Raw genomic sequence first — 26,919 nt, 5'->3', positions numbered from 1 at the left:
GGTCTCTCAAAGCACCGGCAAAATCCATCTGGGAATTCAAATCCGGGACGTCAAGACCCGGCCATGAACCGCCTTCAAGGTCGTGAAAAGTCGCGCTTTTCGTCGGCATGCGGGCGGATAAAAGATGAAAGGAAGGCGGCCGCGCAACGCGACCGCCTCAGGGCGCTGATCTTCAATGGATCGCGATGATCCCGTCGACGGCCCGCCATTCCGATGGCCTGATGAGCCGATGGTGGGCGACCCGGATCGAATGCAGGGCGCCCGCCAGCTCGCGTTCCCAAAAGCCCAGAAAGCCTTTCAGCGCGGGGAAATCCGGGGCCAGATCATAGTCCTGCCAGACATAGAGCTGAAGCAAGCTGGGATGGTCGGGCAGATGATAATGGATCTCGGCAGTGGTCAGGCCATAGCCATTCATCTGCAAACGGAATTCCCTGCTGACCGTGCTTGCCATCGCCTTCGGCCCTCACGCGCTCAGCCGCTCGACCAGTTGACGCTGGTCGTCATCGGCAGGGCGACTGGGCGGCGGCGCGGTTGCGTCGAGCCGGCGCAGCGCATCCATGATGTCGTCGAAGGAGACCGGCCGCTCGGCGCCCGGCGGCTGGCGCAGCGCCGGCATCGATTCCACGGCGCAGGCGTCGGAAGCCCAGGACGAAAGGATCGCCCGCTTTTCCCATATGTCGAGCGAGCCGTCCTCCAGCACGTCTCGCGGGTGTTGAAAATGGCTGGCCGGCGAAAGCAGCCGGTCGAGCGAAAGATCCGATATTTCGGGAGCAAGGGAAGGAATGATCGGCGATAGTGTCTGTCGGTCCATTTCTGTCCTCCGTCTCCAAAAACTCCTTGTTTCAGGGTTTAATTTTTTGTCGGTTCCGGCGCTGYCGGGCGCCGATAATTTTGTTCACCTCAATCGCGAATTCAAGCCTTTCGCTCACCGGCGCTACCGAATTTACCGCATGTTTTCAGCGCACTAGCAGTCAAGGGTCGAGAGTGCCAAAATTTTTTCGACATCCCCTTGAAAGTAGAAGAAGGCAAAATTAGCTCGACATGCGCGCGACGCCGAAAGGGTCGCGCGCCCCGCTCCGGACCTTCCGGTCCGGAGCGGAGGAACCTCTCGCAATCTGTTTGTCCTGAAGGAGAACGATATGACGTTCCGTCCATTGCATGACCGCGTGCTCGTCCGCCGAATCGAGGCCGAAGAGAAGACGGCCGGAGGCATCATCATCCCCGACACTGCCAAGGAGAAGCCGCAGGAAGGCGAAGTCATCGCCGTCGGCCCAGGCGCCCGCGACGAGAGCGGCAAGCTCGTGCCCCTCGACGTGAAGGTCGGCGACCRCATCCTGTTCGGCAAGTGGTCCGGCACCGAGATCAAGCTCAACGGCGAGGATCTGCTCATCATGAAGGAAAGCGACGTGATGGGTGTGATCGAGCAGGCCGCGACGCTGAAGAAAGCCGCCTGATCGGGGCTTCGATCGAACCGCAACCAGTCAATGAAAACTGCCTAGAAGGAGTGATCCAATGGCTGCCAAGGAAGTCAAATTCCATTCCGATGCCCGTGAGCGCATGCTGCGCGGCGTCAACATCCTCGCCGACGCGGTGAAGGTCACCCTCGGCCCGAAGGGCCGCAACGTCGTCATCGACAAGTCGTTCGGGGCCCCGCGCATCACCAAGGACGGCGTCACCGTCGCCAAGGAGATCGAACTCGAGGACAAGTTCGAGAACATGGGCGCCCAGATGGTCCGCGAAGTCGCCTCGAAGACCAACGACCTCGCCGGCGACGGCACCACGACGGCCACCGTTCTCGCCCAGGCGATCGTTCGCGAAGGCGCCAAGGCGGTCGCCTCGGRCATGAACCCGATGGATCTGAAGCGCGGCATCGACAAAGCGGTGGATGCGGTGGTCGCCGAGCTCAAGACCAACGCGCGCAAGATCACCAGAAACGACGAGATCGCTCAGGTCGGCACCATCTCGGCCAACGGCGATGCCGAGATCGGCCGCTTCCTGGCCGAGGCCATGGAAAAGGTCGGCAACGAAGGCGTCATCACCGTCGAGGAAGCCAAGACCGCCGAGACCGAGTTGGAAGTCGTCGAAGGCATGCAGTTCGACCGCGGCTATCTCTCACCCTACTTCATCACCAACCAGGACAAGATGCGCGTCGAGCTCGACGAGCCCTATGTGCTGATCCATGAGAAGAAGCTCGGCAACCTGCAGGCGCTGCTTCCCGTGCTTGAGGCCGTGGTRCAATCCGGCAAGCCGCTGCTGATCATCGCCGAGGACGTGGAGGGCGAGGCTCTGGCCACTCTGGTGGTCAACAAGCTGCGCGGCGGGCTGAAGGTCGCCGCCGTCAAGGCTCCGGGCTTCGGCGACCGCCGCAAGGCCATGCTGGAAGACATCGCGATCCTCACCGGCGGCACGGCCATCAGCGAGGATCTCGGCATCAAGCTGGAGAATGTCACGCTGGAGATGCTCGGCCGCGCCAAGAAGGTCGCGATCGAGAAGGAGAACACCACCATCGTCGACGGCGCCGGCAAGAAGGAGGAGATCCAGGGCCGCGTCACGCAGATCAAGGCGCAGATCGAGGAGACCACCTCCGACTATGATCGCGAGAAGCTGCAGGAGCGGCTGGCCAAGCTCGCCGGCGGTGTCGCGGTGATCCGCGTCGGCGGCGCGACGGAAGTCGAGGTCAAGGAGAAGAAGGACCGTGTCGACGACGCGCTGCACGCCACGCGCGCCGCGGTCGAGGAAGGCATCCTGCCCGGCGGCGGCGTCGCCCTGCTCAGGGCGGCCAAGGCGCTCGACGCGGTTGCCGTCGATAATCCCGACCAGAGATACGGCGTCGACATCGTGCGGCGCGCGATCGAGGCTCCGGCGCGCCAGATTGCCGAGAATGYCGGATCGGAAGGGTCGATCATCGTCGGCAAGCTGCGCGAGAAGACCGACTTCGCCTTTGGCTGGAACGCCCAGACCGGCGAATATGGCGACCTCTACAAGCAGGGTGTGATCGACCCCGCCAAGGTGGTGCGCACCGCGCTGCAGGACGCCGCTTCGGTCGCCGGTCTGCTCGTCACCACCGAGGCGATGGTGGCCGAAAAGCCGAAGAAGGAAACCGCGCCGGCCGTGCCGGCCGGCGCCGGCATGGACTTCTGAGATAGAGATGGGAGCCCGCTCCCGGCTACGGGGGCGGGCGTTTCACCAAAACTTGGGAGGCCCTCATGAACATGATGAGCGCAGATGGCTCGATTCCCGCGCCGACGCATTCGGCAAGCGAATTCCTCGCCTATGAAACCGAATGCCGAAGCGCGCTGAAGCCGCTGCTGGCAGGCCTGCTCGACGCAGCCGAAGCCGCCGGATGGAACCGGCGGACGGTCGCCTCGACGCTGATGTTCCTTGCCGCGCAGCAGGTGTCAGCCACTGAAACATCGGCGCGAAGCTGAGCAAGATCGGTCCCGCCCCTCGCGGGCGGGATCCGCCAAGCTGCATTGAGACGGGGTAGGAACACGATTGCCATGATTGCGGGACGCTTGCGGGAATGCCTGAAAAGCTTGCGATGGGACGCCGGAGACCTCGCGCAGGAGCTTGGCTGTTCCAGGACCGATGCGACGCGCTGGATCGAGGGGCGCGCGCCGGTGCCGCTGGCGGTCGCCGCCTGGATCGAGGCCCTGGCCAAGGCGCATAACGCGCTGCCGCCGCCGCGGCTGAGGCAGCAGATTTCAGCGACGCACACCACGCCGGCCGGGGCGGTGGTTGTGCACGCCTTTCCCGCCATAAGCCAATCCCGGCCGCACGGCGTCGTGCTGCAACCGCCCTACCCGCGCCGGCATATGCTGGCTGGAGGGCTTCGCCCGGGCACCGTGGGCATCCATCCGAAAGAGGATCCAGACCATGAACCACGACCGCTTTGAAGAGCCTGTCACGGTGCTTGTCGGCATGGGCTTGCCGGTGCGGCTTGAGAACGTGGCGGAAGCCTATGCCATGCTGCAGGATTGGCCGGCCACGAGCAGGAGCAGCGCACATATGATCGCGCTCAATGCTTGCAAAGCCGGCATTGCCGGCGAAATCGACGCTGAGACGGTGCGGGCAACCCTTGTTGCCTTCGCCCGCCGCCACAATATTCTGGCGCCGGACATGGTTTCGCTGGCGCCCGCAGCGCTGGCAGGGCGCGCGTCCACAAGCAACAATGGCTGAAGATTCGAAACCCGGCGCGTGTTGGCGCGGCGGACAAAACGACCAACCCAGGAATTTTGAATGACGACGGACACCAAGACGGCGGAAACCAGGACATTCGAGGCGGACGTTTCGCGGCTGCTGCACATGATGGTGCACTCGGTCTATTCGGACCGCGATGTTTTTCTGCGCGAGCTGATCTCCAACGCGGCCGACGCCTGCGAGAAGCTGCGCTTCGAGGCGGTGAGCCGGCCTGAGCTTCTGGGCGACGATCCGAAGCCGCGCATCACCATTGCGGCCAATCCGGACAACAGGGAGCTTGTCGTCGAGGACAATGGCATCGRCATGAGCCGCGACGAGATGGCGGAGGCGCTGGGCACCATCGCGCGCTCCGGAACGCGCGCCTTCATGGAGCGCGTCGAGGCCGGCAAGGCGGCGGAGGACACGCAGCTTATCGGGCAGTTCGGCGTCGGCTTCTACTCGGCCTTCATGGTCGCCGACCGGGTCGACGTCATCAGCCGCCAGGCGGGCAGCGACGAGGCCTTCCGCTGGTCGTCCGACGGCAAGGGCACCTATGAAATCGCGCCGGTTCCGCTCGAGGCAGCGCCCAAGCGCGGCACGCGCGTCGTGCTGCATCTGATGGAGGATGCTTCCTCCTACACCACGCCCTACCGGCTCGAAGGGTTGGCGAAGTCGCAGTCCGGCCATGTGCCGGTGCCGATCACGCTTGTCGAGAAACCCGGCGCCGAGCCGCGCGACATCGCCGACGGCACGGCGCTTTGGGTGCGGCAGAAGAGCGAGATCAAGCCGGAGGAATATACCGACTTCTACCGCAGCGTCGCCGGCCAGTACGACGAGCCGGCTTCRACCATCCATTTCCGCGCCGAGGGCCGGCAGGAATACAGCGTGCTCGCCTTCGTGCCCGGGTCGCGGCCGTTCGACCTGTTCGATCAGGACCGCAAGGGCCGCATGAAGCTCTATGTGCGACGCGTCTTCATCACCGACGATGCCGATCTTCTGCCGCGTTACCTGCGCTTCGTGCGCGGCCTGGTCGATTCCGCCGACCTGCCGCTCAACGTGTCGCGCGAGATGATCCAGGAAAGCCCGCTGCTCGCCTCGATCCGCAAGGGCGTGACCAACCGCGTTCTTGGCGACCTCGCCAAGACCGCCGAAAACGATGCCGAAACCTATGGGAAGATCTGGGAAAATTTCGGCGTCGTGCTGAAGGAAGGCCTCTATGAGGATTACGAGCGGCGCGAGCAGTTGCTGAAGCTTGCCCGCTTCCGCTCGACCGCTTCGGGCGAAGGCTGGCGCAGCCTTGCCGACTACGTCAGAGCGATGAAGGAGGGTCAGAAAGCGATCTTCTTCATGGCCGGCGACGACCGCGCCCGGCTCGAAGCCTCGCCGCAGCTCGAAGGTTTTCGCGCCCGCGGTATCGAGGTGCTGCTGCTTACCGACCCGGTCGACAGTTTCTGGGTGACGATGGCGCCGGAATTCGACGGCAAGCCGTTCAAATCGGTGACGCAGGGCGCCGCCGACCTTGCCGATGTCGCGCTGCCCGAGGACGCGGCGAAGCCGGATGCCGAGACGTCATCGGATGTCGCGTCCTTCCTGGCTTTCGTGAAGACGACGCTCGGCGAGGAGGTGTCGGACGTGAAGGCCTCCGACCGGCTGACCGAAAGCGCCGTCTGCCTGGTCGCGCCCGAGCACGGCCCCGACCGCCAGTTCGAGCGCCTGCTCAACGCCGCCGGCCGGCTCGACAAGGCGGCCAAGCCGATCCTCGAGATCAACCCGCGCCATGAGCGCGTGGCGGCGCTGGCAAAGCTCGGCGACGACGAGAAGGCGTTCAAGGAAGACGCCGCGCATCTGCTTTACGACGAGGCGCGGGTGCTCGACGGCGACAAGCCGGCGGACGCCAAGGCCTTCTCGGCGCGGCTTGCCCGGCTGATCGATCGCGGCTTGGCGAAGGGGTGACCTTCGGCGCTGCGCCTGAGCGGCTTGCCGGCGTCCAGCCGTAACTGGGCGCTGGCACATTTCCGACAGGCCGCTTAGCCTTATCGTTTCCTACGGATAAGCGGCAGGAGCCTCCGATGAAGCGCATCGTTCTGGTCAGGCACTCGGAGGAACCGGGCGACGATCATGTCCAGACGACCCTGGAAGCGAACGGCCATGCGGTCACGACGGCGATGCCGTTCAAGGGCGAGGCGATCGACCTCAACGCTGTCGACGGCGCCGTGATCTATGGCGGCCCGTTCAACGTCTTCGACACCGACAAGCATCCGTTCCTCGATGACGAAGCCGCGCTGATCGAGCACTGCCTGGACAACGACCTGCCGCTGCTCGGCATCTGCCAGGGCGCGCAGCAGATCGCCTGGCATCTGGGCGCCAATGTCGGGCCGGTGGAAAGCGGCATCAGGGAGTTCGGCTATTTCGAGATCACGCCGACGCCCGAGGCCGGCGACTTCCTCGACCGGCCGCTCTTCCTGCCGCAGAACCATTTTCATACCTTCGCCCTGCCGGCGGGCGCCGTGCACCTCGCCTCGAGCGAGACCTTCCTCAATCAGGCATTCCGGATCGGCGACAAGACCTATGCGCTGCAATTCCATGCCGAGCAGGGCCCGGCCGGCTTCCGGCGCTGGCAGGAACGGCAAGGCGCGCCCTATGGAACGCTCGGCGCGCAAGACCGGGACGAGCAGGACCGGTTGATGGAAGCCCACCACGCGGCACAGCATGCCTGGATCCGCGGTTTCGTGACCAGGCTGTTCGGCTGAGGTGCTGGTGGCAAACTGCGTCAATCCGTGACGGTCTGGACAGATTCATCCGTCGGCACCTGGTGGGACTTTGGCTATGAACATCCAAGGCTTCTGCGATCCGCGTTTTGCCGGCGTGCGCGATGCATTCGCCCGGTGTTTCGCTGAAGGCCTCGAGCATGGCGGCGGCGTCTCGGTCGTAGCCGACGGCAGGGCCGTCGTCGATCTTTGGGGCGGCCATGCGGATGCCGCGCGCATCCGGCGGTGGCAGCGTGACACGCTGATCAATGTCTGGTCTTCGACCAAGGGCGTCGTGGCGCTGGCGATCGCGATGCTGGTGGAGCGCGGCAAGCTGGATTATGCCGCTCCGGTCGCGCGCTATTGGCCGGAATTCGCAGAAGGCGGCAAGGAGCGCATCACGCTCGACCAGGTTATGTCGCACCAGTCCGGGCTGAACGGCCTCGCCGTGCCGATGGACGAGGCAGGCCTGCTCGCCTGGACACCCTATACGGACGCGCTTGCCGCCATGGCGCCGCTGTGGGAGCCCGGCAGCCGCTGCGTCTATCATGCGCTCAGCTACGGCCACCTCGCCGGCGAGGTGCTGCGGCGCGTCGACGGGCGCAGCGTCGGGCGCTTCATCGCGGAAGAGATCGCCGGCCCGCTTGGGGCTGATTTCCATGTCGGTCTGCCGCAAGCGGAAGATTTCCGGGCCGCCGAGATGATCGAGGGCCCGAAAGCTTCCGAATGGGTGGAGTTCGTGCGCGCCTCGCCCTTTCCCCACGCATGCGACAACCCGGCGCCCCGCGCCCTGGCGCCAAACGACCGCGCCTGGCGCGCCGCAGAGGTGCCCGGTGGCAACGGCCAGTCCACCGCGCATGCGCTGGCGCGCGTCTACGGCATGATGGCGGCAGGCGGGACGTTTGAAGGCAAGCGCCTGATCGGCCGCGCGGCGATCGAGGAGGCCGCGAGGCCGCGCTTTCGCGGCCTGGACGACAGCTTCGCGCTGCCGGCTGCCTTTGCCGCCGGCTACCAGATCGAGGATCCTATCTATGCCGGCCGCGCATCGCCTCAAACCTTCGGCCACACCGGCTGGGGCGGCGCCATCGGCTTTGCCGACCCCGGTGCCGGCTTGGGGTTCGGCTACGTCACCAACCACATGCTGGGGTTCGACGATGTGGACCCGCGCCGCAAGGCGCTGATCGACGCCGTCTACGACGCGCTGTAACGCCCTACCCCCGCAGCCCCGGTGCTTCCTGGCCGGTGCGGGCGACATATTCGGTGTAGCCGCCGCCATAGGTGTGGATGCCGYCGGGCGTCAGCTCCAGCACGCGGTTCGACAGCGCCGCCAGGAAATGCCGGTCGTGCGAGACGAATAGCATCGTGCCTTCATATTGCGACAGCGCCTCGATCAGCATCTGCTTGGTGGTGATGTCGAGGTGGTTGGTCGGCTCGTCGAGCACCAGCAGATTGGGCGGATCGAACAGCATCAGCGCCATCACCAGGCGCGCCTTCTCGCCGCCTGAGAGCACGCGGCACTTCTTCTCGATCTCGTCGCCCGAGAAGCCGAAGCAGCCGGCTAGGGCGCGCAGCGGCGCCTGGCCGGCCTGCGGAAAATTGTCCTCCAGCGTCTGGAAGACGGTGCGTTCGCCGTCGAGCAATTCCATGGCGTGCTGGGCAAAATAGCCCATCTTGACGCTGGGACCCCGCGCGACGGAGCCCTCGTCCGGCTGGGAAGCTCCCGCGACCAGCTTGAGCAGCGTCGACTTGCCGGCGCCGTTGACGCCCATCACGCACCAGCGCTCGCGCCGGCGGATCTGGAAGTCGAGGCCGGAATAGATACTGCGGCTGCCATAGGCCTTGTGGATGCCCTTCAGCGTCGCCACGTCCTCGCCGCAGCGCGGCGCCGGCTGGAACTCGAAGGCTACGGTCTGGCGGCGCTTCGGCGGCTCGACGCGGTCGATCTTGTCGAGCTTCTTCACCCGGCTCTGCACCTGGGCCGCATGCGAGGCGCGCGCCTTGAAGCGCTCGATGAAGGCGATCTCCTTGGCCAGCATCGCCTGCTGGCGCTCGAACTGCGCCTGCAGTTGCTTGTCGGCCAGCGCCCRCTGCTCCTGGTAGAATTCGTAATTGCCGGAATAGGAGGTGAGCGCGCCGGCGTCGATCTCGATGATCTTGTTGACGATGCGATTCATGAACTCGCGGTCGTGCGAGGTCATCAGCAGCGCGCCGTCATAATCTCTGAGGAACTTCTCCAGCCAGATCAGGCTTTCGAGGTCGAGATGGTTCGACGGCTCGTCGAGCAGCATGACATCGGGCCGCATCAAGAGGATGCGGGCAAGTGCCACGCGCATCTTCCAGCCGCCGGAGAGTTTTGAAACGTCGCCGTCCATCATTTCCTGGCTGAAGCCGAGGCCATCCAGCACCTCGCGGGCCCGGCCATCCAGCGCATAACCGTCGAGCTCCTCGAAGCGGTGCTGCAATTCGCCATAGCGCTCGATGATCTGATCCATCTCGTCGGCGCGCTCGGGATCGCCCATGGCGTGCTCGAGCTCGCGCATCTCGGCGGCCACGGCGCTCACCGGCCCCGCCCCTTCCATGACCTCGGCGACGGCACTCAAACCGCCCATGTCGCCGACATCCTGGTTGAAATAGCCGATGGTGACGCCGCGATCGACCGAGACCTGGCCTTCGTCGGGCTGCTCCTCACCGATGATCATGCGGAACAAGGTCGTCTTGCCGGCGCCGTTCGGGCCGACCAGCCCGACCTTCTCGCCCTTCTGCAAGGCGGCCGAAGCTTCGATGAAGACGATCTGTCGGCCGTTCTGCTTGCCGATACTTTCAAGACGGATCATGGGACGGTCCGGGAAACTGCGCTGGCGTGGCGGGATTTGCCCGGGCGTGTACGCGAATGAGGGTGCGAGGGGAAGAGGCAGAAGCGCCGCAGGATGAAGGTTCCTCGCCCCACGAATGTGGGGAGAGGTGGCTCGGCGAAGCCGAGACGGAGAGGGGAGCACCCTACGAAGGCCCCCTCTCCGTCCGCTTCGCGGACACCTCTCCCCCGCCTCGGCGGGGGCGAGGAACAGCGCTGCGCCTACTTCGCGTCGTGGAAGATAATTCCGACTGTATGTCGCCGTCCTGATCTCAGTCGGCTGACCCCGTGTCTGAGATTCACCCGGTAATATCCCTTGGTGCCCTGYACCGGCCGGTTATGCACCGCAAAGATCACCGCGTCACCGCGCTTGAGCGGCACCACCTCGGCGCGGCTTTGCATGCGCGGGCGCTGCTCGGTGAGCACGAATTCGCCGCCGGTGAAATCCTCGCCAGGTTCGGRCAACAGGATCGCCACCTGCAGCGGAAAGGCGAGCGCGCCGTAGAGGTCCTGATGCAGGCAGTTGAAGTCGCCAGGGCCGTATTGCAAGAGAAGCGGTGTCGGCCTCGTCTGGCCCTCGTCGTGGCAGCGCTCCAGGAAAGCAGCGTGCTCAGCCGGATAGCGCTGCGCCACGCCCATTTTCTCGTTCCAGTCGTTGGCGACGGTTGCGAGGCGCGGGTAGAGGGCGGTGCGCAGCCCGTCGATCAGGTCCGGCAGCGGATATTTGAAGTAGCGATATTCGCCCTTGCCGAAGCCATGGYGCGCCATCACGACATGGCTGCGGAAATGCTCCTCATGCGGATAGAGGCCGGCGAGGTCGGCGCACTCCTCGGCCGACAGCAGGCCGGGCATGACGGCGCAGCCATGGGCGTTAAGGTCTGAGACGATGCCCTGCCAGTCTTGCGCCGCGACGCGGGATTCGGAGGACCGGCTGACGCGCTTGGTGCTGAGGGAATGAATGGTCATGGGTCGGCTCCTTCGATGCGACCAAAGTGGGGAGAAGGACGCGCCTCGGCCACCCGATTCCTGCGGAGGTGAGTGAGATCCATCGGAGAAGCTGGAGGGACAGCGCCCCCCTCTGTCCTGCCGGACATCTCCCCCACTTGGGGGGAGATTGGCAGCTTGGGCGGCGGCGCTCTTTCTTGCGACGCTGGAGATTGGCGAAAGCGGCGACGGCAGCTGATCTCCCCCCTTGTGGGGGAGATGTCCGGCAGGACAGAGGGGGGCGCGAAGGATCTCGGCCTCAACCTTTTCTGCGATACTTCTCCAACTCCGGGTCGAGATCCACCCTCACCGCATTGGTGAACACGCAGGTCGCCACCATGATGCCGGCGAAGGCGGTGAGGTTTACCAGCAGCGTCTCGTCATAGCGCGCCTTGAGCGCGGCCCAGGTTTCGTCCGGAACGGCGTTGGCATCGGCGGCGACCGCCTTACCAAACTTTATCAGCAGCGCCTCGTCGGCCGAAGGCGCAATCCCCTCGGGTTCGAACCCGCTGTCGATCAGCGCGCGGCGGAAGAAGGTCACGGGGATCTCGGCGCGCATCGTCTCGGCAATCGCCTTCGAGAACAGCCAGATGGCGCGGTCGTCGAGCGTCGGCTTCAGCAGGTCGCGCAGCGTGAACCATTCGGCGTAGATGCGGTGGGCGGCCGGCGAATGCAGCAGGATGCGCTTCATGTTGGTCATGCGGCCGCGCAGCGCAAGCTCGCGGTCGTRCTCGGCACGGATCTCGTCGGAAGCGGTCGCGTAGTCGATCGGCGAGAGATGCGCCATCGCGATCATCCTAGCGTCGCGTGCAGCGCCGGCGCGCCGCGTAGAGTGTTGGAGACAGTGCAGATGCCCTCGGCGTCGGCGAGGATGCGCTGCTTCGTTGCCGTATCGAGGTCGCCGGTGATCTCGAGCTTGACGGTGAATGTCTCGACCCGCGATGGCTCGTCCTTCGCCTTGTCGCCGGTGACATCCGCCCTTACCTCGCCAAGCCGGTCGGCGACGCCGAGGCGCGTGGCAGCGATGCGGGCGCTGAGCACCATGCAGGCGGCCAAAGAAGCATAGAGCAGGTCAAGCGGGCTGAAGCCCGGAGCGCTCACCTGCGTGACGACATCGACCGCACCGCCGGTCGGAGTCGTGACCGTGGGCAGGCCGCCCGGCGGCAGGACGGCGAGCGCGCCGACATTTCGGGTTCTGACCTTCAATTCTGCCATCGTGAAGTCTCCAATTTTGGAGACATTGATAGCGGAGGGGAATTGCTGAGGACAACCAGCAAGGTCGGCGCTGCCCCTCATTGTCCTGCCGGACATTTCTCCCCGTATAGTGACGGGAGGAAAGGGCTTGTCGCCGGCGTCGCGGCCATTTCCTTCTCCCCGTCACTATACGGGGAGAAGGTGCCCGAGGGGCGGATGAGGGGCAGCGCGGCGACGGCCAACTGGCATCGCGCCCTACGAAGGCCCCTCTCCGTCCGCTTCGCGRCTCCCCGCCTTTGGCGGGGCGAGGAAACGCTACTTCGTCAGGTCGAGCGCCGCCGTCAGATCGCCCATCGGCGGCTGGTCGTTGTTGCGCAGCGCCTTGTCGCGGGCGACGATGCCGGGCAGCACCGGCAGGTCGTAGCGGTTGGTGATGAAGCGCAGGATCGAGGTGGTGTCGTACTGGGTGTGGTCGACGATACCCATCTTGGCATAGGGCGAGATGATGAAGGCCGGGATGCGGTTGCCCGGGCCCCAGCGGTCGGCCTTGGGCGGCGCGACGTGGTCCCAGAAGCCGCCATTCTCGTCATAGGTGATGACGACCAGCATGTGAGCCCATTGCGGGCTCTTCTCCAGATGCGAAACGAGGTCGGTCAGGTGCTGGTCGCCGGAGGTCACATCGGCATAGCCGGCATGTTCGTTGAGGTTGCCCTGCGGCTTGTAGAAGGTGACGGCCGGCAGTTTGCCGTCGTCGATCGCCTTGATGAACTCGACGCCGTCGAGGCCGCCATCCTTGATGTGCTCGGCCCGCGCGGCCGTGCCCGGCGCATAGGCCGCGAAATAGTTGAAGGGCTGGTGGTGGAACTGGAAATTCGGCACCGGCGTCGCGTTCTTGCCGTCGAGCGCGGCCTGCCAGGCGCCCGAGTACCAGGCCCAGGAAATGCCCTTCAGCGACAACAGGTCACCGATGGTGATCTCGTGCTGCGGCGGCAGCGTGGTCGGCTGCGCCGGATCGGCCAGCGCCTTGTCGCCGCCCTCGGCCGGCTTGTTGGCGCTCGGCTGGTAAGGCGGCTRCATGGTGTTGACGGCGTAGAAGTCGGGCGTGATGGCGCCGTCATTGGCGAATTTCGGCACGCCGCCAAGTGCGGAGGCCGGTGAATTGTCGGCCGGCTTCAGCGTCACGCCGTCCGGTTCGACGACGGCGATCTGGCCCTTCACCGGGCTGGTGGCGGCGTTCGGGTAATAAGGCGCGCAGGCGCAGGCGAGCATGAAGTGGTTGAGGAAGGAGCCGCCGAAGGCGCCCTGGAAGAAATTGTCCGCCAGCACGTATTTCTTGGCGATGTTCCACATTGGCAGGACCGAGCCGTCATAGTGGCCCATCACCAGCGAGCCGGAATCGGCCCAGGCGACGAACTTGTCGTTCTTGCCGCCGTCGATCTGCATCTGCTCCTGGTAGAAGCGGTGCCAGAGRTCGTGCGTGACGACGTTGGTGCCCTCGTTGAAGCCCTTGGGATCGTCGATCGCGAATGTCGCGTTGGCCAGATGCGCGCTCTGCGCCTCCGTCACCGCCGGCGTGACGCCCTTGCCGGTCAGCCCGCCCCAAGCCGGCGGCAGTTCGGAAAGCGGCGTGCCGTCGCGGTCGAGCTGGCGCGCCTGGCCGGGCGAGACGTTGGCCAGGCCGTTGGCGCCGGGGAAGCCGCCATAGAGGTTATCGAAGCTGCGGTTCTCGGCGTAGATGACGACGACGGTGTCGATCTTGTCATAGCCGGGAGGTGCCGCGTGGGCAGCAGYGGAGAGCGATGCCAGCGCTGTGGAGGCGAGGCAAAGGGAGAGAAAGGTTCGGGTCATCGGGAAATGCCTCGTGGCTTGGGAATGGCTGGAGGACGGCAATGCAGGGACGCAGCTGCATCAATGCCCAGCTACTTCGACGCCTTGTCACCCATGTGACAGTTCCGCAGCGTCCGAACACGGTTTCGTGAGCGAGGAAGCCAGTCATCAATCCGTTGTACTAGCCTCCTACTTCGCCAAAGAACCCAGGGATGTCGCCGAAGATGATGGGACGTTGGAGAAATCAGGGGATCGCCATTGGCGCGGCCGCGATGATCGTCTTGACCGCGCCTGCCAACACCGCGCAGCCTTCCGGCGTCCATCCCGGCCCGATGTCACGCCAGGACGCCTTCGCCCGCGCCGAGGCGCTGACGGCGTTGGGGCGGCAGATGTTCTTCGATCCGTCGCTCTCRGCCTCGGGCAAGCAGGCCTGCTCGTCCTGCCATGATCCCAACCACGCCTTCGGACCGGCATCGGCGGCACCCGTCGAGATGGGCGGACCTAACCTCGACCGGCCCGGCATTCGCGCCGTGYCGTCGCTGCGCTACCTGCAGGCCGCGCCCGCCTTCACCGAGCATTTCTACGACTCCGAGGATGAAGGCGACGAGAGCGTCGACAACGGCCCGACCGGCGGCCTGACCTGGGACGGCCGTGCCGACCATGGCAAGGATCAGGCGAGGATCCCGCTGCTGTCGCCCTTCGAGATGGGCAACAAGGACGAGGCCCAGGTGGTCGCCAGTCTGCGCAAAGCGCCCTATGCCGACGCCTTCAAGGCTGCCTTCGGCGCCGATGTCTTCGACCATCCGCAGGACGCCTTCGACGCCGCGGTGGAGGCGCTCGGCACCTTCGAGCAGAGCAGCACCGATTTCTATCCCTATTCCAGCCGCTACGACGCCTTCCTTGCCGGCAAGGCGCAGCTCTCGGCGCAGGAGCTGCGCGGCCGCATGCTGTTCGAGGACGAGGCGAAGGGCAATTGCGCGAGCTGCCATTTGAGCGAGCCCGCCAATGACGGCGAGYCGCCGCAATTCACCGATTACGGCCTGATCGCGATCGCAGTGCCGCGCAATCCGGCGATCCCCGCCAATGCGGATCCTAATTATGTCGACCTCGGCCTGTGCGGTCCGCTGCGCACCGACTTCAAAGGGCGGACGGAATATTGTGGGCTGTTCAAGACGCCGACCTTGCGCAACGTGGCCTTGCRCAAAAGCTTCTTCCACAATGGCTATTTCCACACGCTGCGCGAGGCGGTCGCCTTCTACGCCAGCCGCRACAGCGATCCCGCGCGCTGGTATCCGAAGAAGGCCGATGGCATGGTCGACAAATTCGACGACCTGCCGAAAGCCTACTGGCCGAACCTCAACACCGACCCACCGTTCAACGGCAGGAAACCCGGCGACAAGCCGGCGCTGACCGACGCAGAGATCGACGACATCGTCGCCTTCCTCGGCACGCTGACCGATGCCGACCAGGCGGGGCAGTAGGGCCAATGGCTACGGAGATCGGTAGACGCACGGCCTGATTGCAGCCGAGGTCCGGATATCCACCATAAATGTGTGCCAATGTGAGCCACGTCATAGGAACGCCAAGTCGCGCCTGCTATGTTGCCCATCTCTTCACAGATGGAGTCTCCGATGAGGTTCGTCGCRGTGCAGGAGCCGCCCGGGAGCAGCTGGGCGGTGTTCGACGCGGGCAATGGGTCGCCGGCGGAATATGCCGGGCGGGTGCTTATCGRCCTGACATGGCGTGAGGCCCGCTGGTTCGTCGCCGCGGGCAATGACCATGCAGCCTGGCCGCGGCCCGGCCGGCCAGCGGGGCAACTGCGGCTCGTCAGCGGAGGCGGCTCGCAGCCGATCCGGGAAAGGCACGGCCAAACAGGCGGTTGAGAAGGCGCGCTGCCAGATTGATTCAAGGCAGCGCGGCCGCGGTTGCACCTCTCATTGCGCCGGCGCGTAACGGCTCACCACCATGCCGCAGGCATAGGCCTTCGAGCTGAGAAGCTTCAGGCTTGAAAAACCACCCTGGTCGAAGATGCGGCGGCCGCTGCCCAGCACCGCCGGATTGATGAAGAGCTGGAATTCGTCGACCAGGCCCGCGGCGATCAGCGCGGACGCAAAGCCCGCACCGCCGAACACGGCGATATCGCCGCCCGCGCCTTGCTTCAGCCTGCGCACCTCGCGCGGCAGATCGCCGCTCACGACCCGCGTGCGCTCCCAGCGCGATGCTTCGAGCTTGTCGCTCGCCACAACCTTCTCAATCTCGACGATGCGTTGCGCGAAGGCGTAGAACGGGTCCTTCGGATATTTCCTCGCCGCGTTGCCCCAATGGGTCAGATACCCCTCCTCAGCCATCTTGCGGCTCAACAGGATGGTGTCGATCGCCGTGAAAACAGCGTTGAAGTCCCGCTTGAGCTCCTCGTCCCATGCGCTGTCGTCGCCCCATTCCCAGAGCTGCCAGCGGCGGTCCTCGTCGGAGCCGACAAAACCGTCAACCGACATCTGCATTTGCAGGATGAGCTTTTTCATGTCCGGTCTCCCTGTGAAAGCTCAGGCCGCAGCGTGCGAACGGGCGATAGCCCGTGCCCAGGCTTCGAAGCTGGTCGGCGTGGCGTTTTCGGCCGTGGGGGCTTCCAGCGCCCAGCGCTCGCCTCTGTTGAAACTTGCCGCCGTCTCGCCAAGCGCATCGGCAAAACTCGCCGATATGCCATTGGCGACCATGCCGGCCCGCGCTTCGGCGAACGGCGCTTCATGGTAGGCGACGTCCTTGCCGATGGCCCGGCCCAGGATCGTGGTGGCCTGTTCGAGCGTGTAGGAACCGCCGCCATGCAATTCGACAACGCGTCGGGCCGGGAAATGTTCGGCACTCAATAGCGCGGCGGCGCGCTCGCCAATGTCCTTGGCGGCAATCAGCGGCATCGGCAGGTCGCCACGGAAGGGCGAGGCGAAGACTCCGGACGCCGCCTGCTCGAGGAAGCCCATGCCCTTGATGAAATTCTCCATGAAGAAGGCAGCGCGCAGATAGACGAGTTCCTCCAGGCCCAGCGCGGCGAGCCGCTCTTCCATCAGCGCAGCGCCAAGCGAGGTACCCATTCTGAGATGGGCGTTAAGGCCGCTGAGCAGTACGATCCGACGCAAGCCCGCCTTGCCGATGGAGGATACCAGCCGTGCGCCGACCTCGTCCTCAAAGCGGTGCAGATCGGGCGCGGTGACATCGAATGGGATCATCACGTAAGCGCTGTCGGCGCCCGAGAAGGCAACGTCGAGCGCCGCCTGGTCGTCAAGCGCAACGCCCAGGCTGCGGGCGATGCCGCGCACCTTATGCCCTGCCCTGGTCAGCCTGACCGAAACCTCGGCGCCGACTTCGCTGGTCGCGCCGACGACCACGATCGTACGGTTGGCTTGCTGGTTCATCACGTTCTCCTCTCTGCTCAAATGATTTACTTTTAAAACCATTTGACGCAGGGCAGGAGCGATGTCAATAGTAGAGTGATTTTAAAATGGAACCGTACCGATGTCGACCAAGGGACGATCCGGCTGCCCGATCAACCTCTCGCTCGAACTCGTCGGCGACCGCTGGACGCTGCTCATCATCCGCGACCTGGTCTTCGCCGGGAAAAGGCATTTTCGCGAGTTCCTGCAATCCGATGAAGGCATCTCGTCGCGGACGCTCGCCGAGCGGCTGCAGACGCTGCAGGACGAAGGCATCGTCACCCGCAGCGGCGACCCGACGCATGCGCTGAAGGYGATCTACCGGCTGACGGAAGCCGGCATCGACCTTTTACCGGTGCTGGCGACGCTGGGCGCCTGGGGCAGCAAACATCGCAATGCCGACGACAAGCTCGCGCAGATAGCGGATGAGCTCGCGGCCGGCGGTGAGCCGGCGCTCCAGCGGATGAAAGAGAGGCTCAGGGCGGAGCATCTGGGGTAGTAGGGCTGCCAATCTCCCTCGTGTGGAAGATGCCTCAGCGGGCCCGCCCGCGTCGCAGCGGCCCGACCGGCTCCTCGGTCGGCGGTTCCCCGGGCAGCCCCAATCGCAGCCRCTCCTCCTCGGCGAAGATCTCGGCCTGCGCGTGAATGTCGAACACCTGCTGCGTCAGCCTGCCGCCATCGACGACGCGCACGATCCATTGACCATTGATGGCTTTTACGCGGACACTGTCTGGCTCGCTCGTTACCATATACAGCCCCTGCTCTTTGCTCGAAGAACTGCCTATTTCATTCCCAATATGATCTAGCGCGCCTGGATTTGTCGAAAAGTGGTGGCTTATCGGCGTTTAGTTCTAACCAGCTCACCGTTATTCATCACAATTGCGGGGCACCGCGAATAAAGACGATTATGGTGGAGCATGCATGCCGTTGCAACTTTGCCCAGCGGAATCCGACTTCGCTACCACGTCCGGTCTGCGAAACGGCGTGGCACTGGATTTCGAAAGCGTTCGGATGGGCTGCGGATCGCGCAGCCTGGCGCCTGGCGGTGCGTGGATGCGGACGAATTCGCCGCGGCGGCGGCCCGGCAGCCTTGGGGGGTGATACTGGGTTCGGCGGCCGGGCCTGACCGGAGTTTGCGAGGCCGCCGGCTGTCATAAGCATGCGCTCGGGCCCAGCCAAGGACAAGAACGACCTAGGCCCTAGGACCAAAGCTGCAAGGGCATGGCCCTCACGACCGCCGGCCGCGTCAAAAGCCGAAGAAATGCCGGCCGACGAGATAGCCGAGCGCCGCGACGACCAGCGGAAACAGCGCCGGCGCGGCCTTGYCGAACAGCGAGGGGTTTATCTCCTTGGCGGGAGCGCTGGGTTTGGCATTGCCGAGGTTTTTGGTCATGAGCTCATTACCGGTTGGGGGCTAGCTGCCGGTTGAGCCATTAAATTAGAAACTGCTTATTAAGTTTCCGGCAAGCCCCACGCTACAATTCGCGGCAATTTATTCCGATTGCTGGGTACGCTCGGCAAGCGCGAAGGCCTGGAGGTTGCGCGACTTGCCGGGGTCCTGGTCGGCGTTGGCGATGATGGCGTGGAAGGCCGCCCGGGCGATATCCTTCTTCTTGGCATCCGGATGCCGTTTTCGCACCGCCTTGAGCAGGTCTTTCGGTTTCATATCGGGGGTGACAACGCGCATCAGCGTATCACCTATGGCCTGCAATTCGCTGGCATCCATAACGATGAACCCTGTTTTGGCGGCGGGAGYCTGGCATATAGCGACATGAGCGCGTCACTTTTGTGATGCGCTCACCCATCGCCCTGGGAGCGTTCAGAGAATCTTCGTGGCGAAGGCGTCGAGCCGTGAATTCTCGCGATAGCAAAGCCGCGTCGCTTACGCGCCGGCGACCCCCGCGGCCGCGYCGTCGAGTTTGGAACTCTTCATCCTCTCGCGGGGTTTATATGCGAGGCGAACCGCCATGGAAGACAAACCGCCTGCCGAAAACCCGGGAAGGATTCTCGCCACCGTACTGGCGATCTGCCTCATCATCATCGCCTTGTTCTTTATCGGCTTCAGATATTCGGAGCACGACCAGGGAGCATTGATCGTGCCCGGAGCGACGCAAGGCAATAAGTGATCGGCCCGCAGTCCTTGTTTCCAGAGGCAGGGAAAGGCTGTAACGGTTTGATTTTGCCTACTATTCCMTCCCAAATCTTTTAGGCTCGGGATCACGCGCCAGGGAAGAAACAGGTTTCCCGAAACGTTTATCGAACAGGCAACGCTCAGCGTCTGGCGCCCGACAAAGGCGCTCGCGAGCAATGAAACCCTCCGGCAACAGCGCGCTCCGCGCCCGAGGCCCAGGGAGACAGTAGATGTCCGCCAACGCCTATATCAACCGGATCGCGACAGCGGTTCCGGAGCATGAAGTCCACCAGTTCTACCTGCGCTACGCGGCCTCCATGCTGACCGCCGACCGCAGGAGGATATTCCAGCGCATGGCCGGCCTTGCCGGCATCGAGCACCGCTTTTCCTGCTTTGCGCCCGCTCTCGACCCCGAAGGGCCGTCGGCCGACCTTGCCGGGACCTTCAGGCGCGGCGCCTTTCCGGGAACAGCCGCCAGGATGGTTATGTTCAGCCAAGCAGCACCCATTCTGGCGCAAAAGGCCGTCGACGGATTGCAGCTTGGCGATGAGGCATCGCGCATCACCCATCTCATCGTCACCACCTGCACCGGATTCTCCGCTCCGGGCATCGACCTCGACCTTGCCGCGCGATGCGGCCTCTCAGACGGTATCGAACGCACGATGATCGGGTTCATGGGCTGCTACGCCGCGGTCAATGCCCTCAAGCTTGCCCGCCATATCGTCCGCTCCGACRCACGGGCCAGGGTCCTCGTCGTCAATATCGAGGTCTGCACCCTGCATCTGAGGGAAACCACCGAGCTGGAAAAGCTGCTGTCCTTCTGCCTTTGGGGCGACGGCTGCGCGGCGACGCTCGTAACCGCCGAGCCGTCCGGTATCGAACTCGACTCCTTCCGCTGCACCGTCGCTGAGGAGCGGCGGGAGTTGATGACCTGGGATATCCGCGATCACGGCTTCGATATGTTCCTCTCGGGCAAGGTGCCTGCGGCGGTCCATGAAACACTGCGAAGCAACCAGGACGCTATCCTCGGTGGCCGGCCGCCGGAGGCAATCGACCTCTGGGCCGTGCATCCCGGTGGGCGCAGTATTCTTGATGCCGTCGAGAGGGCGCTCGACCTCGCGCCGGCCGCGCTCGGGCCGTCGCGCGAGGTGCTGCGCCGCTACGGCAACATGTCGTCGGCGACGGTGATGTTCGTCATGGAAGAGATGCTGAAGGCGCCGGGCGGACAGCTCGGCTGCGGCATGTCGTTCGGACCCGGGCTGACGGCCGAGACCATGTTGTTCCGGACCGCCCCATGAACGCGCTCGATCGACGGACGCTCGTCCCGGAAATCCTCGATCGCCTCGCCGCGGACGATCCGCGGGCGCTCCACTCGCGGCGCGATCTGCGCAGGATTAACGCGCTGATGTTCCAGGCGCCGATCATGGCATCGCTCATGAGAAAATTCGTGGCCACGGCGCCCCGCCGCATCCTTGAGATCGGCGCCGGCGAYGGCACCTTCATGCTGAAAGTCGCCTGGCGCATGACAAGAGACTGGCCGGAGGTGGAGCTGACGATGCTCGATCGCGTCGGTCTCGTCACGCCCGAGCTCACGGCGGATTTCGCCGGTCTGGGATGGAAACTCGAAACCTTCACCGGCGATGTCTTCGACTGGGCGCAGAGGACGGATGGCGGGGCTTTCGATGTGATCACGGTCAACCTGTTTCTGCATCATTTCGACGAGGCCGGACTGCTGCGTCTGTTTTCGCTGCTGGTTCGCAAGGCGCCATTGCTCCTGGCGACGGAACCGCTGAGGGCAGRCTTGGCGCTCGCGACGACTCGCCTTCTGCCGGTGATCGGCGCCAATGAAGTCACTAGGCATGACGCCGCTCAGAGCGTGCGCGCCGGTTTTCGCGGCAGCGAGCTTTCCGATCTCTGGAGCGCTGCCGGCGGCCGGCCACTCGATGAGCGGAGCGTCGGCCCCTTCTCCCATGTCTTTGCCGGCGCCGCGCCGATGCCTGACGAGGCTGTGCCATGAGACCGGCATCGACCCACGATGCGATCGTCATCGGCGCCGGCCCGGCAGGCACGTCGGCGGCGCTGGCGCTGGCCCGGCGCGGCTGGACTGTGGCGATCGTGGAAAAGAGCGCGTTTCCGCGTCGCAAGGTGTGCGGCGAATATATCTCGGCAAGCAATCTCGCGCTCCTCGAGCGACTGGAGATCGTCGATGCGTGGCGGGCCGAGGCGGGTCCCGAAATTCGCCGGATCGGCTTCTTTTCCGGCGATACCAGCGTCGAGGCGCCGATGCCGCGTGCGAAGTCCGTGCCGGCGACAGGAGACGGTTTCGGCCGGGCGCTCGGCCGCGACGTGCTGGACTCGCTGCTGTTGGATGCGGCCCGATCGGCCGGCGCGGACGTCTTTCAGCCTTGCCGCGCCGTCGCCATCGAACGCAATGGCGTCTGCCAAGCGGTGCGGATCCAGGCAGGAGCCCGGAATTCCCGCGACGAGGCGACGATCCTACGGGCACCGGTAATTGTCGCCGCGCATGGCTCGTGGGAACCGGGACCTTTGCCGAGCCAGCTAGGGAAGAAAGGGCATCCCTCGGACCTGCTCGGCTTCAAGGCGCATTTTTCAGGATCGACGCTGCCGCCCGACCTGATGCCGCTGCTGACGTTTCCCGGCGGCTATGGCGGCATGGTGCTAGCAGACCATGGCCGCATGTCCCTCTCCTGCTGCATAAGGCGCGATATGCTCGCCCGGTTGCGCGGCAACCTTGCCCGCAAACATGGTGGCCAGGTCTCGGCGGCCGAAGCCGTCGAGCATCATCTCAGGGCGACGTGCGAGGGTGCGCGGAAGGCGCTGCAGGAAGCCAGCCTCGACGGTCCGAGGCTTGCCGCCGGCCCGATCCGACCAGGCATCCGCACCGGCTACGACGGGGACATCTTTCGCGTCGGCAACATCGCCGGCGAGTCGCATCCGATCATCRCAGAGGGCATATCGATGGCGCTTCAATCCGGCTGGCTCCTGGCCCGRGAACTCGGCACGGCAGGATGTGGGCAGGCGAAACGCGAAGCGGTCGGCAGACGTTACGAGGCGGCCTGGAGAGAATTATTCTCGACCCGTGTCCTCGCTGCGGAAGCCATCGCGCGCATCGCCATTGGCCCCGGCGGCGGCGCCATGATGAGAGCTGTTGTCCGCAATTTTCCGCAAGTATTGACCATGGGCGCGCGGCTCAGCGGCAAGACGAGAGCGGCGCCGGGTTTTGGCTGACGGAGTGCGTGGCTCGACGAGCACGCCTCGGGTTATGGAACATTCAGGGGAGATCGGGGTTGGTATGCGATACGGCTCCTGCCGCCGCCGAGCCTATGTCGCGACGTGGCATGAGGCGGCGCTCGCCACGCCTGCGGGAGACATCACCATGGTCCAGCACACGATCCCCCACAATCCGCACAGCACCGCAAGCATTGCCGGCCATCCCATCCATGCAATGCTGATACCATTCCCGATCGCCTTCTTCGTCGCGACCTTCGTTTGCGACCTCATCTTCTGGCGAACCGGCAATCCGATTTGGGTCTCCGCTTCGCTCTGGCTTCTTGGGGCGGGTCTGATAATGGCCGCGCTGGCCGCCCTGGCCGGCCTGACCGATGTCTTGGGCGATGCCCAAATCCGTAGTCTTAGCGACGTATGGCTTCACGCCGGCGGCAACGTGATTGTCGTCCTGATCGAACTTTACAATTGGTATTCGCGATATGCCCACGCGGAGGCGGCCGTGGTGCCGGTCGGCCTGGTCCTGTCGCTGATCGTCGTTCTCATTCTTCTGTTCACCGGCTGGAAAGGCTGGGGAATGGTCTATCGGCGTCACGTCGGTGTCGCCGACGCAACGGACGAAACGCGTTGAAGACACCAGCGTGGTCGCGGCCAGCCAGGCCAGGAGCGTCCGAAATGCTGCCGCCGGTCGAAAAGCTCTGTTTCCCCTAGTTTCCTCCCTTCATGTCACCTCCGCCCTGCGGCGGAGGTGACTTTTTCGGGGTGTTCTGGCGCCCCAATGTCTTCCCCTCGGCTTGACCGGCTGGTCCACCGCATCTTTGGCCGGCTTGTTCCAGCGCCAGGCGCGTAGGCCGCATTTTGACCCTAATCGCCCGATAGGCGGCCAGGATTACTGCGGTTCCGGTCTTCACGGTTTCTTGACAGAGGCCGGAAAAACGGGCAGCAAAGCAGGTGGAAAGAGCATTTTTACCGTGGCGAAGACCGTGGAAAAGCTCTTTTTTCGTATGGACCGTCGCCAAATCGGCGATTGGTGGAGGGATTGGTTAACCATCTTTGTCCATCTTTTGAATCAATCGGCAACAGACGCGTGAAGGTGCAGGGGGCACCAGCGAACTGTGATCGTGACGGGTGCCAGGTCCGCAAACCGGCATGCCGATTGAGAGTGGTCGTATGGCGTTTTTGCGTTTGAAAAACCGGGGTGACGCTCCTCACGGGGGGGTAACTTCGAAAAAGTCTGGTCATCGTTGGGTTGTGGTGCCTGCTGTCGGCGCCGCTCTTGCCCTATGGTCCATCGCCACTTTGGCGGGGCTCTATTCGGTAAGCACCTCGCTGACCGCCGCTTCCAAGGGATTGCCGCAAGGTCTGCTTTCGCCACGCAACATCGCGCTTGGCGACCAGCGCCGCCAGATCGCCAACGCATGGGCGCCACGCCTTGCCGCCAATGGCGGCTACAAGGCGGGCTCGCTTATCGGCGGCTGCGACGCTGGCTGCTTCAACCTCGCGACAAGCTTCAGGCATAACGGCCAAGCTTTTGAAAAACAGAAGAATGAAGGCCGCGACGGCAAGATGGCGCGCCTCAAGCTGCCGGCGCCCGACAGCGTCGCGCAGGAAAAGGTCGCGGTGGTGGCTTCGGCCGCCGGGGCCGCCGACCGTTTCGACGGCGTGGTGAAGCGTGCGGCGCTTTCGCCGCAAAAGCTTGCCGATGCCTTTGCCCGCGCCGAGAAGGCGCCGTTCCTGCTGGCCAGCCTGCCCTCGGCGAACCGCTTCGGCGGCGCGCTGCCGGGCGCCCCGGCGGAAGCGCGGTTCGGTTCGCAGCCAGCCGAAATCGCTGGCGCTTCCGAGTTGGCGCTCGCGCTCGCCAACATATCGCCAGAGGAGACGGCCGACGTTCCGACCGCCGTCGCGCTTCAAAACAGTGACGCGCCGAATGTCGCCGACAAGCCCGACAATGGCCAGGATGGCGCGTACCAGGTCGCCTCGCTGCCGCCGCAGGACGGTTTGCCCGACACGATCGCTGTGCCCGGCCTTCGTCCGCGCACCATGCTAGAGCGCGCTACCGAGGCGCCCGAGCAGAACGCGGCCAAGCCGCAGAAGCCCGAAGCCGCGAAGCCGCAGGCCGCCAAGGCCAAGCCGCAGCCGGCCGCGGCCGACACTGCGCAAAGCACGCCGACGGCAGTCTCGCCGAGAAGCGGCGACCAGGCCCTGCCGGGCGTGGCGGGCTCGAAACCGATGGTTGCCGAGTCCAAACTCGGCAAGCGCAAGGCGCAGACATCCGAGATGCTGGCCTATGCCAAGCCCGACACGCCGGAGAGCGGCGGTCTCGGCAGCGCCTTCCGCAACCTTTTCAACGGTCCTTCCACGGGCAATGGCGTCGCCGTCTACGATATCTCGGCGAGAACCGTCTACATGCCCGACGGCTCGAAGCTGGAGGCGCATTCGGGCCTGGGTTCGATGGTCGACCAGCCGCGTTTCGTCGACCGCAAGAATGTCGGCCCGACGCCGCCCGACACCTACAATCTGTCGATCCGTGAATCGCGCTTCCATGGCGTCGAGGCGATACGCCTGACGCCGACCAGCGGCCGGAACAAATACGGCCGCAACGGCCTGCTCGCGCACACCTATATGCTGCGCGGCGGCCGCGCCGAGTCGAATGGCTGCGTCGTCTTCAAGGACTACCACCGCTTCCTTGCCGCCTACAAAAAGGGCAAGATCAAGCGCCTCGTCGTCGTCCCGCGGCTCACAAGGTCCCCCACCCAGGTCGCCCAGGAAGGCCGCCAGGGTTAAGTCCCACCCGAGCCGGCGCGCTGACCGCCGGCTTTGTCGATCCCCACTTGCTGATCGGAAGGGCTTGGCGCCAAGACGCGCCGGAGCATTTGCCGTCGCCGTTTCGAGCACAGCGATGGTCGCAACCTCACCCGAGGAAGCGATAGCGACCCTTCCCAGAATGTAGATATGGCGCAGCCCGGGCTTGCGGCAAGCCCCTGGACATGGCGTATCAACGCTGCTCCGAAAAACCCCGACGGAGCATGGAATGCGGATCTTGTTATCGACTTACGGCTCGCGCGGCGACGTGGAGCCGCTGGCGGCGCTGGGCGCGGCCTTGCAGGCGCATGGCGTCCAGGCCAGGGTGAGCGCGCCGGCCGACGCGGAATTTGCCGCGCTTCTCGCCCGCGCGGGCGTACCGCTGGCGCCGGCCTTCGCGCCGGTGCGCGAATGGGCGAAGGAAATGATCAACCGGTCGCGATCGGCCTCGCCCGAGGACCGGGCCAGGCTCATTTCCGGCCAGGCGGCCGAGATCGTCGCCAGGCAATATGAGGCGCTGAGCGCGGCTGCCGAAGGCTGCGACGCCGTGGTGGCGTTCGGCCTCTTCCCGTCCTGCGCCGCCGCGCGGCTGGTCGCGGAACAACGCGGCACGCGTTACATGCTCGGCACGTTCTGCCCCATCTGGCTGCCGTCGCAGCACAACCGGCCGCATGAATATCCTGGACATCCGCTCCCGGCTGGCGTGACCGACAACCGGCTTTTGTGGGACATCGACATCCGGACCAAGAACGCCCTCTTCGGCGAGGCGGTCAACGGCCGTCGCGCCTCGCTGGGATTATCCCCGGTGCAAAATGTCCGGGACTATGTCTATGGCAATCCCGTCCTGCTCGCCTGYGATCCGACACTGGGACCGTGGCTGCCCTCGGACCTGATCGATGCGGTGCAGACCGGGGCCTTCATCCTGCCGGATGAACGGCCCCTCCCCGACGGGCTGGAGGCTTTCCTGAATRCAGGCCCGCCGCCGGTCCATGTCGGCTTCGGCTCGATAGCGGTGGCCAAAGAAGCCGGCAGCGCCGCCATCGCGGCGATCCGCGCCAAGGGCTTCCGCACGGTGCTCGCGCAGGGCTGGGCAGAGTTGGCCCCCGTCGACGATGGCGATGATTGCTTCGCCGTCGGCGAGGTCAACCAGCAGGCGCTGTTCGGCCGAGTCGCCGCAGTCATCCACCATGGCGGCGCAGGCACGACCATTGCCGCCGCTCGGGCGGGAGCGCCGCAGGTGATCGTGCCGCAGATCGGCGACCAGCCCTATTGGGCGCGGCGGGTGGCGGAGTTGGGCATCGGCGCCGCGCATGACGGCGCGGGGCCTACGGCGGCCTCGCTGTCAGCGGCGCTGGAGATGGCATTGGCGCCGAAGGTTCCGGCGCGTGCCCGTGCCCTTGCCGGCAAGGTTCGCGCGAATGGAGCCGATGCCGCGGCGAAATGGCTGGCGGACAGGATGAGGTGAAAGGCCTTCCAATATACCCCGAACGCTTTATGAATGGCCGTCGGGCGGCTCCACCCCAATCATCACGA

30 protein-coding genes are annotated in these 26,919 nt (G+C 64.9%); 18 read left to right on the top strand and 12 right to left on the bottom strand.

What is annotated here, in order from left to right; all coding sequences use genetic code 11:
• Positions 1 to 172: 172 nt before the first annotated feature.
• Positions 173 to 451, bottom strand: a complete 279-nt coding sequence (locus LCM4576_RS29255) for an usg protein (RefSeq protein ID WP_040988407.1) — start codon at positions 449 to 451, stop codon at positions 173 to 175.
• Between the two features lie 12 nt (positions 452 to 463).
• On the bottom strand, positions 464 to 811 hold the full coding sequence (locus tag LCM4576_RS29250; protein ID WP_244508379.1) for a hypothetical protein: 348 nt from the start codon (positions 809 to 811) through the stop codon (positions 464 to 466).
• A 328-nt stretch (positions 812 to 1,139) separates the two neighbouring features.
• Between LCM4576_RS29250 and groES the strand changes: the two genes are divergently transcribed.
• The 8 genes from groES to LCM4576_RS29210 all read left to right on the top strand — a co-directional run bounded on the left by groES (position 1,140) and on the right by LCM4576_RS29210 (position 8,133).
• Positions 1,140 to 1,454, top strand: coding sequence for a co-chaperone GroES (groES, locus tag LCM4576_RS29245; RefSeq protein WP_071035843.1), 315 nt, complete (start codon positions 1,140 to 1,142; stop codon positions 1,452 to 1,454).
• 58 nt (positions 1,455 to 1,512) lie between these two features.
• Entirely contained in the window at positions 1,513 to 3,141 is a 1,629-nt protein-coding gene (gene groL / locus LCM4576_RS29240; protein WP_071035842.1) for a chaperonin GroEL, read from the top strand.
• 65 nt (positions 3,142 to 3,206) lie between these two features.
• Entirely contained in the window at positions 3,207 to 3,428 is a 222-nt protein-coding gene (locus LCM4576_RS29235) for a hypothetical protein (RefSeq protein ID WP_040988402.1), read from the top strand.
• A 72-nt stretch (positions 3,429 to 3,500) separates the two neighbouring features.
• Entirely contained in the window at positions 3,501 to 3,896 is a 396-nt protein-coding gene (locus LCM4576_RS36965) for a helix-turn-helix transcriptional regulator (protein ID WP_052468051.1), read from the top strand.
• Positions 3,877 to 4,179, top strand: a complete 303-nt coding sequence (locus tag LCM4576_RS29225; RefSeq protein ID WP_040988400.1) for a DUF982 domain-containing protein — start codon at positions 3,877 to 3,879, stop codon at positions 4,177 to 4,179. The genes LCM4576_RS36965 and LCM4576_RS29225 overlap by 20 nt, the downstream gene beginning before the upstream one ends.
• Positions 4,180 to 4,239: 60 nt before the next feature.
• Positions 4,240 to 6,132, top strand: coding sequence for a molecular chaperone HtpG (htpG, locus tag LCM4576_RS29220; RefSeq protein ID WP_071035841.1), 1,893 nt, complete (start codon positions 4,240 to 4,242; stop codon positions 6,130 to 6,132).
• A gap of 116 nt (positions 6,133 to 6,248) precedes the next feature.
• Positions 6,249 to 6,929, top strand: a complete 681-nt coding sequence (locus LCM4576_RS29215; RefSeq protein ID WP_071035840.1) for a type 1 glutamine amidotransferase — start codon at positions 6,249 to 6,251, stop codon at positions 6,927 to 6,929.
• A 76-nt stretch (positions 6,930 to 7,005) separates the two neighbouring features.
• Positions 7,006 to 8,133, top strand: coding sequence for a serine hydrolase domain-containing protein (locus LCM4576_RS29210; RefSeq protein ID WP_071035839.1), 1,128 nt, complete (start codon positions 7,006 to 7,008; stop codon positions 8,131 to 8,133).
• Positions 8,134 to 8,137: 4 nt separating this feature from the next.
• Here LCM4576_RS29210 and LCM4576_RS29205 read toward each other — a convergent pair whose 3' ends face one another.
• The 5 genes from LCM4576_RS29205 to LCM4576_RS29185 form a co-directional block, all read right to left on the bottom strand.
• Positions 8,138 to 9,760 (bottom strand): ABC-F family ATP-binding cassette domain-containing protein, encoded by a 1,623-nt coding sequence (locus LCM4576_RS29205; protein ID WP_071035838.1) that lies wholly within the window; start codon positions 9,758 to 9,760, stop codon positions 8,138 to 8,140.
• Positions 9,761 to 9,999: 239 nt separating this feature from the next.
• A complete protein-coding gene (locus LCM4576_RS29200; protein ID WP_071035837.1) occupies positions 10,000 to 10,743 on the bottom strand; it encodes a 2OG-Fe(II) oxygenase in 744 nt (247 codons plus the stop codon).
• Between the two features lie 277 nt (positions 10,744 to 11,020).
• Positions 11,021 to 11,548, bottom strand: coding sequence for a hypothetical protein (locus LCM4576_RS29195; protein ID WP_071035935.1), 528 nt, complete (start codon positions 11,546 to 11,548; stop codon positions 11,021 to 11,023).
• 5 nt (positions 11,549 to 11,553) lie between these two features.
• Positions 11,554 to 11,976, bottom strand: coding sequence for an OsmC family protein (locus LCM4576_RS29190; protein WP_071035836.1), 423 nt, complete (start codon positions 11,974 to 11,976; stop codon positions 11,554 to 11,556).
• Positions 11,977 to 12,270: 294 nt separating this feature from the next.
• A complete protein-coding gene (locus tag LCM4576_RS29185) occupies positions 12,271 to 13,803 on the bottom strand; it encodes an acid phosphatase (protein ID WP_071035835.1) in 1,533 nt (510 codons plus the stop codon).
• Positions 13,804 to 14,054: 251 nt separating this feature from the next.
• Here LCM4576_RS29185 and LCM4576_RS29180 point away from each other — a divergent pair, with 251 nt between their 5' ends.
• Positions 14,055 to 15,263: a cytochrome-c peroxidase gene (locus LCM4576_RS29180; RefSeq protein WP_244510942.1), complete on the top strand. Its 1,209-nt coding sequence runs from the start codon at positions 14,055 to 14,057 to the stop codon at positions 15,261 to 15,263.
• A gap of 453 nt (positions 15,264 to 15,716) precedes the next feature.
• Here LCM4576_RS29180 and LCM4576_RS29170 read toward each other — a convergent pair whose 3' ends face one another.
• The gene (locus LCM4576_RS29170) at positions 15,717 to 16,304 is read right to left on the bottom strand and encodes a dihydrofolate reductase family protein (protein ID WP_071035832.1); all 588 of its coding nucleotides are present in this window, start codon (positions 16,302 to 16,304) and stop codon (positions 15,717 to 15,719) included.
• 21 nt (positions 16,305 to 16,325) lie between these two features.
• Entirely contained in the window at positions 16,326 to 17,189 is an 864-nt protein-coding gene (locus LCM4576_RS29165; RefSeq protein ID WP_071035831.1) for an NmrA family NAD(P)-binding protein, read from the bottom strand.
• A 100-nt stretch (positions 17,190 to 17,289) separates the two neighbouring features.
• On the opposite strand from LCM4576_RS29165, the gene LCM4576_RS29160 reads away from it, so the two are divergent.
• Entirely contained in the window at positions 17,290 to 17,706 is a 417-nt protein-coding gene (locus LCM4576_RS29160; protein ID WP_071035830.1) for a helix-turn-helix domain-containing protein, read from the top strand.
• Positions 17,707 to 17,740: 34 nt separating this feature from the next.
• On the opposite strand, the gene LCM4576_RS29155 is transcribed toward LCM4576_RS29160, so the two are convergent.
• The 3 genes from LCM4576_RS29155 to LCM4576_RS29150 form a co-directional block, all read right to left on the bottom strand.
• Positions 17,741 to 17,956 carry a hypothetical protein gene (locus tag LCM4576_RS29155; protein ID WP_071035829.1) on the bottom strand — a complete coding sequence of 72 codons (216 nt, stop codon included), beginning with the start codon at positions 17,954 to 17,956 and terminating at the stop codon, positions 17,741 to 17,743.
• 497 nt (positions 17,957 to 18,453) lie between these two features.
• On the bottom strand, positions 18,454 to 18,600 hold the full coding sequence (locus LCM4576_RS36960; RefSeq protein WP_198540330.1) for a hypothetical protein: 147 nt from the start codon (positions 18,598 to 18,600) through the stop codon (positions 18,454 to 18,456).
• Positions 18,601 to 18,699: 99 nt separating this feature from the next.
• Positions 18,700 to 18,894 carry a hypothetical protein gene (locus LCM4576_RS29150; protein WP_320411881.1) on the bottom strand — a complete coding sequence of 65 codons (195 nt, stop codon included), beginning with the start codon at positions 18,892 to 18,894 and terminating at the stop codon, positions 18,700 to 18,702.
• Between the two features lie 280 nt (positions 18,895 to 19,174).
• On the opposite strand from LCM4576_RS29150, the gene LCM4576_RS36645 reads away from it, so the two are divergent.
• From LCM4576_RS36645 to LCM4576_RS29120, 8 genes are all read left to right on the top strand, one after another.
• Entirely contained in the window at positions 19,175 to 19,333 is a 159-nt protein-coding gene (locus LCM4576_RS36645; RefSeq protein ID WP_157900517.1) for a hypothetical protein, read from the top strand.
• A 235-nt stretch (positions 19,334 to 19,568) separates the two neighbouring features.
• The gene (locus tag LCM4576_RS29145; protein ID WP_071035828.1) at positions 19,569 to 20,636 is read left to right on the top strand and encodes a type III polyketide synthase; all 1,068 of its coding nucleotides are present in this window, start codon (positions 19,569 to 19,571) and stop codon (positions 20,634 to 20,636) included.
• Positions 20,633 to 21,355, top strand: a complete 723-nt coding sequence (locus tag LCM4576_RS29140) for a hypothetical protein (protein ID WP_071035827.1) — start codon at positions 20,633 to 20,635, stop codon at positions 21,353 to 21,355. The genes LCM4576_RS29145 and LCM4576_RS29140 overlap by 4 nt, the downstream gene beginning before the upstream one ends.
• Complete coding sequence (locus LCM4576_RS29135; RefSeq protein WP_071035826.1) at positions 21,352 to 22,587, top strand: NAD(P)/FAD-dependent oxidoreductase; 1,236 nt, start codon at positions 21,352 to 21,354, stop codon at positions 22,585 to 22,587. Before LCM4576_RS29140 ends, LCM4576_RS29135 begins: the two co-directional genes overlap by 4 nt.
• Positions 22,588 to 22,735: 148 nt before the next feature.
• Positions 22,736 to 23,215, top strand: a complete 480-nt coding sequence (locus tag LCM4576_RS29130) for a DUF2231 domain-containing protein (RefSeq protein ID WP_071035934.1) — start codon at positions 22,736 to 22,738, stop codon at positions 23,213 to 23,215.
• Between the two features lie 163 nt (positions 23,216 to 23,378).
• On the top strand, positions 23,379 to 23,675 hold the full coding sequence (locus LCM4576_RS36415; protein WP_131803315.1) for a hypothetical protein: 297 nt from the start codon (positions 23,379 to 23,381) through the stop codon (positions 23,673 to 23,675).
• Between the two features lie 163 nt (positions 23,676 to 23,838).
• The gene (locus LCM4576_RS29125) at positions 23,839 to 25,368 is read left to right on the top strand and encodes a tlde1 domain-containing protein (RefSeq protein ID WP_244508473.1); all 1,530 of its coding nucleotides are present in this window, start codon (positions 23,839 to 23,841) and stop codon (positions 25,366 to 25,368) included.
• A 247-nt stretch (positions 25,369 to 25,615) separates the two neighbouring features.
• On the top strand, positions 25,616 to 26,851 hold the full coding sequence (locus LCM4576_RS29120; RefSeq protein WP_071035825.1) for a glycosyltransferase: 1,236 nt from the start codon (positions 25,616 to 25,618) through the stop codon (positions 26,849 to 26,851).
• Positions 26,852 to 26,919 lie beyond the last annotated feature (68 nt).

This window comes from Mesorhizobium sp. LCM 4576, assembly GCF_001854815.1.
Classification (GTDB): domain Bacteria; phylum Pseudomonadota; class Alphaproteobacteria; order Rhizobiales; family Rhizobiaceae; genus Mesorhizobium; species Mesorhizobium plurifarium.
This window is presented reverse-complemented; position numbering and strand designations above follow the sequence as displayed.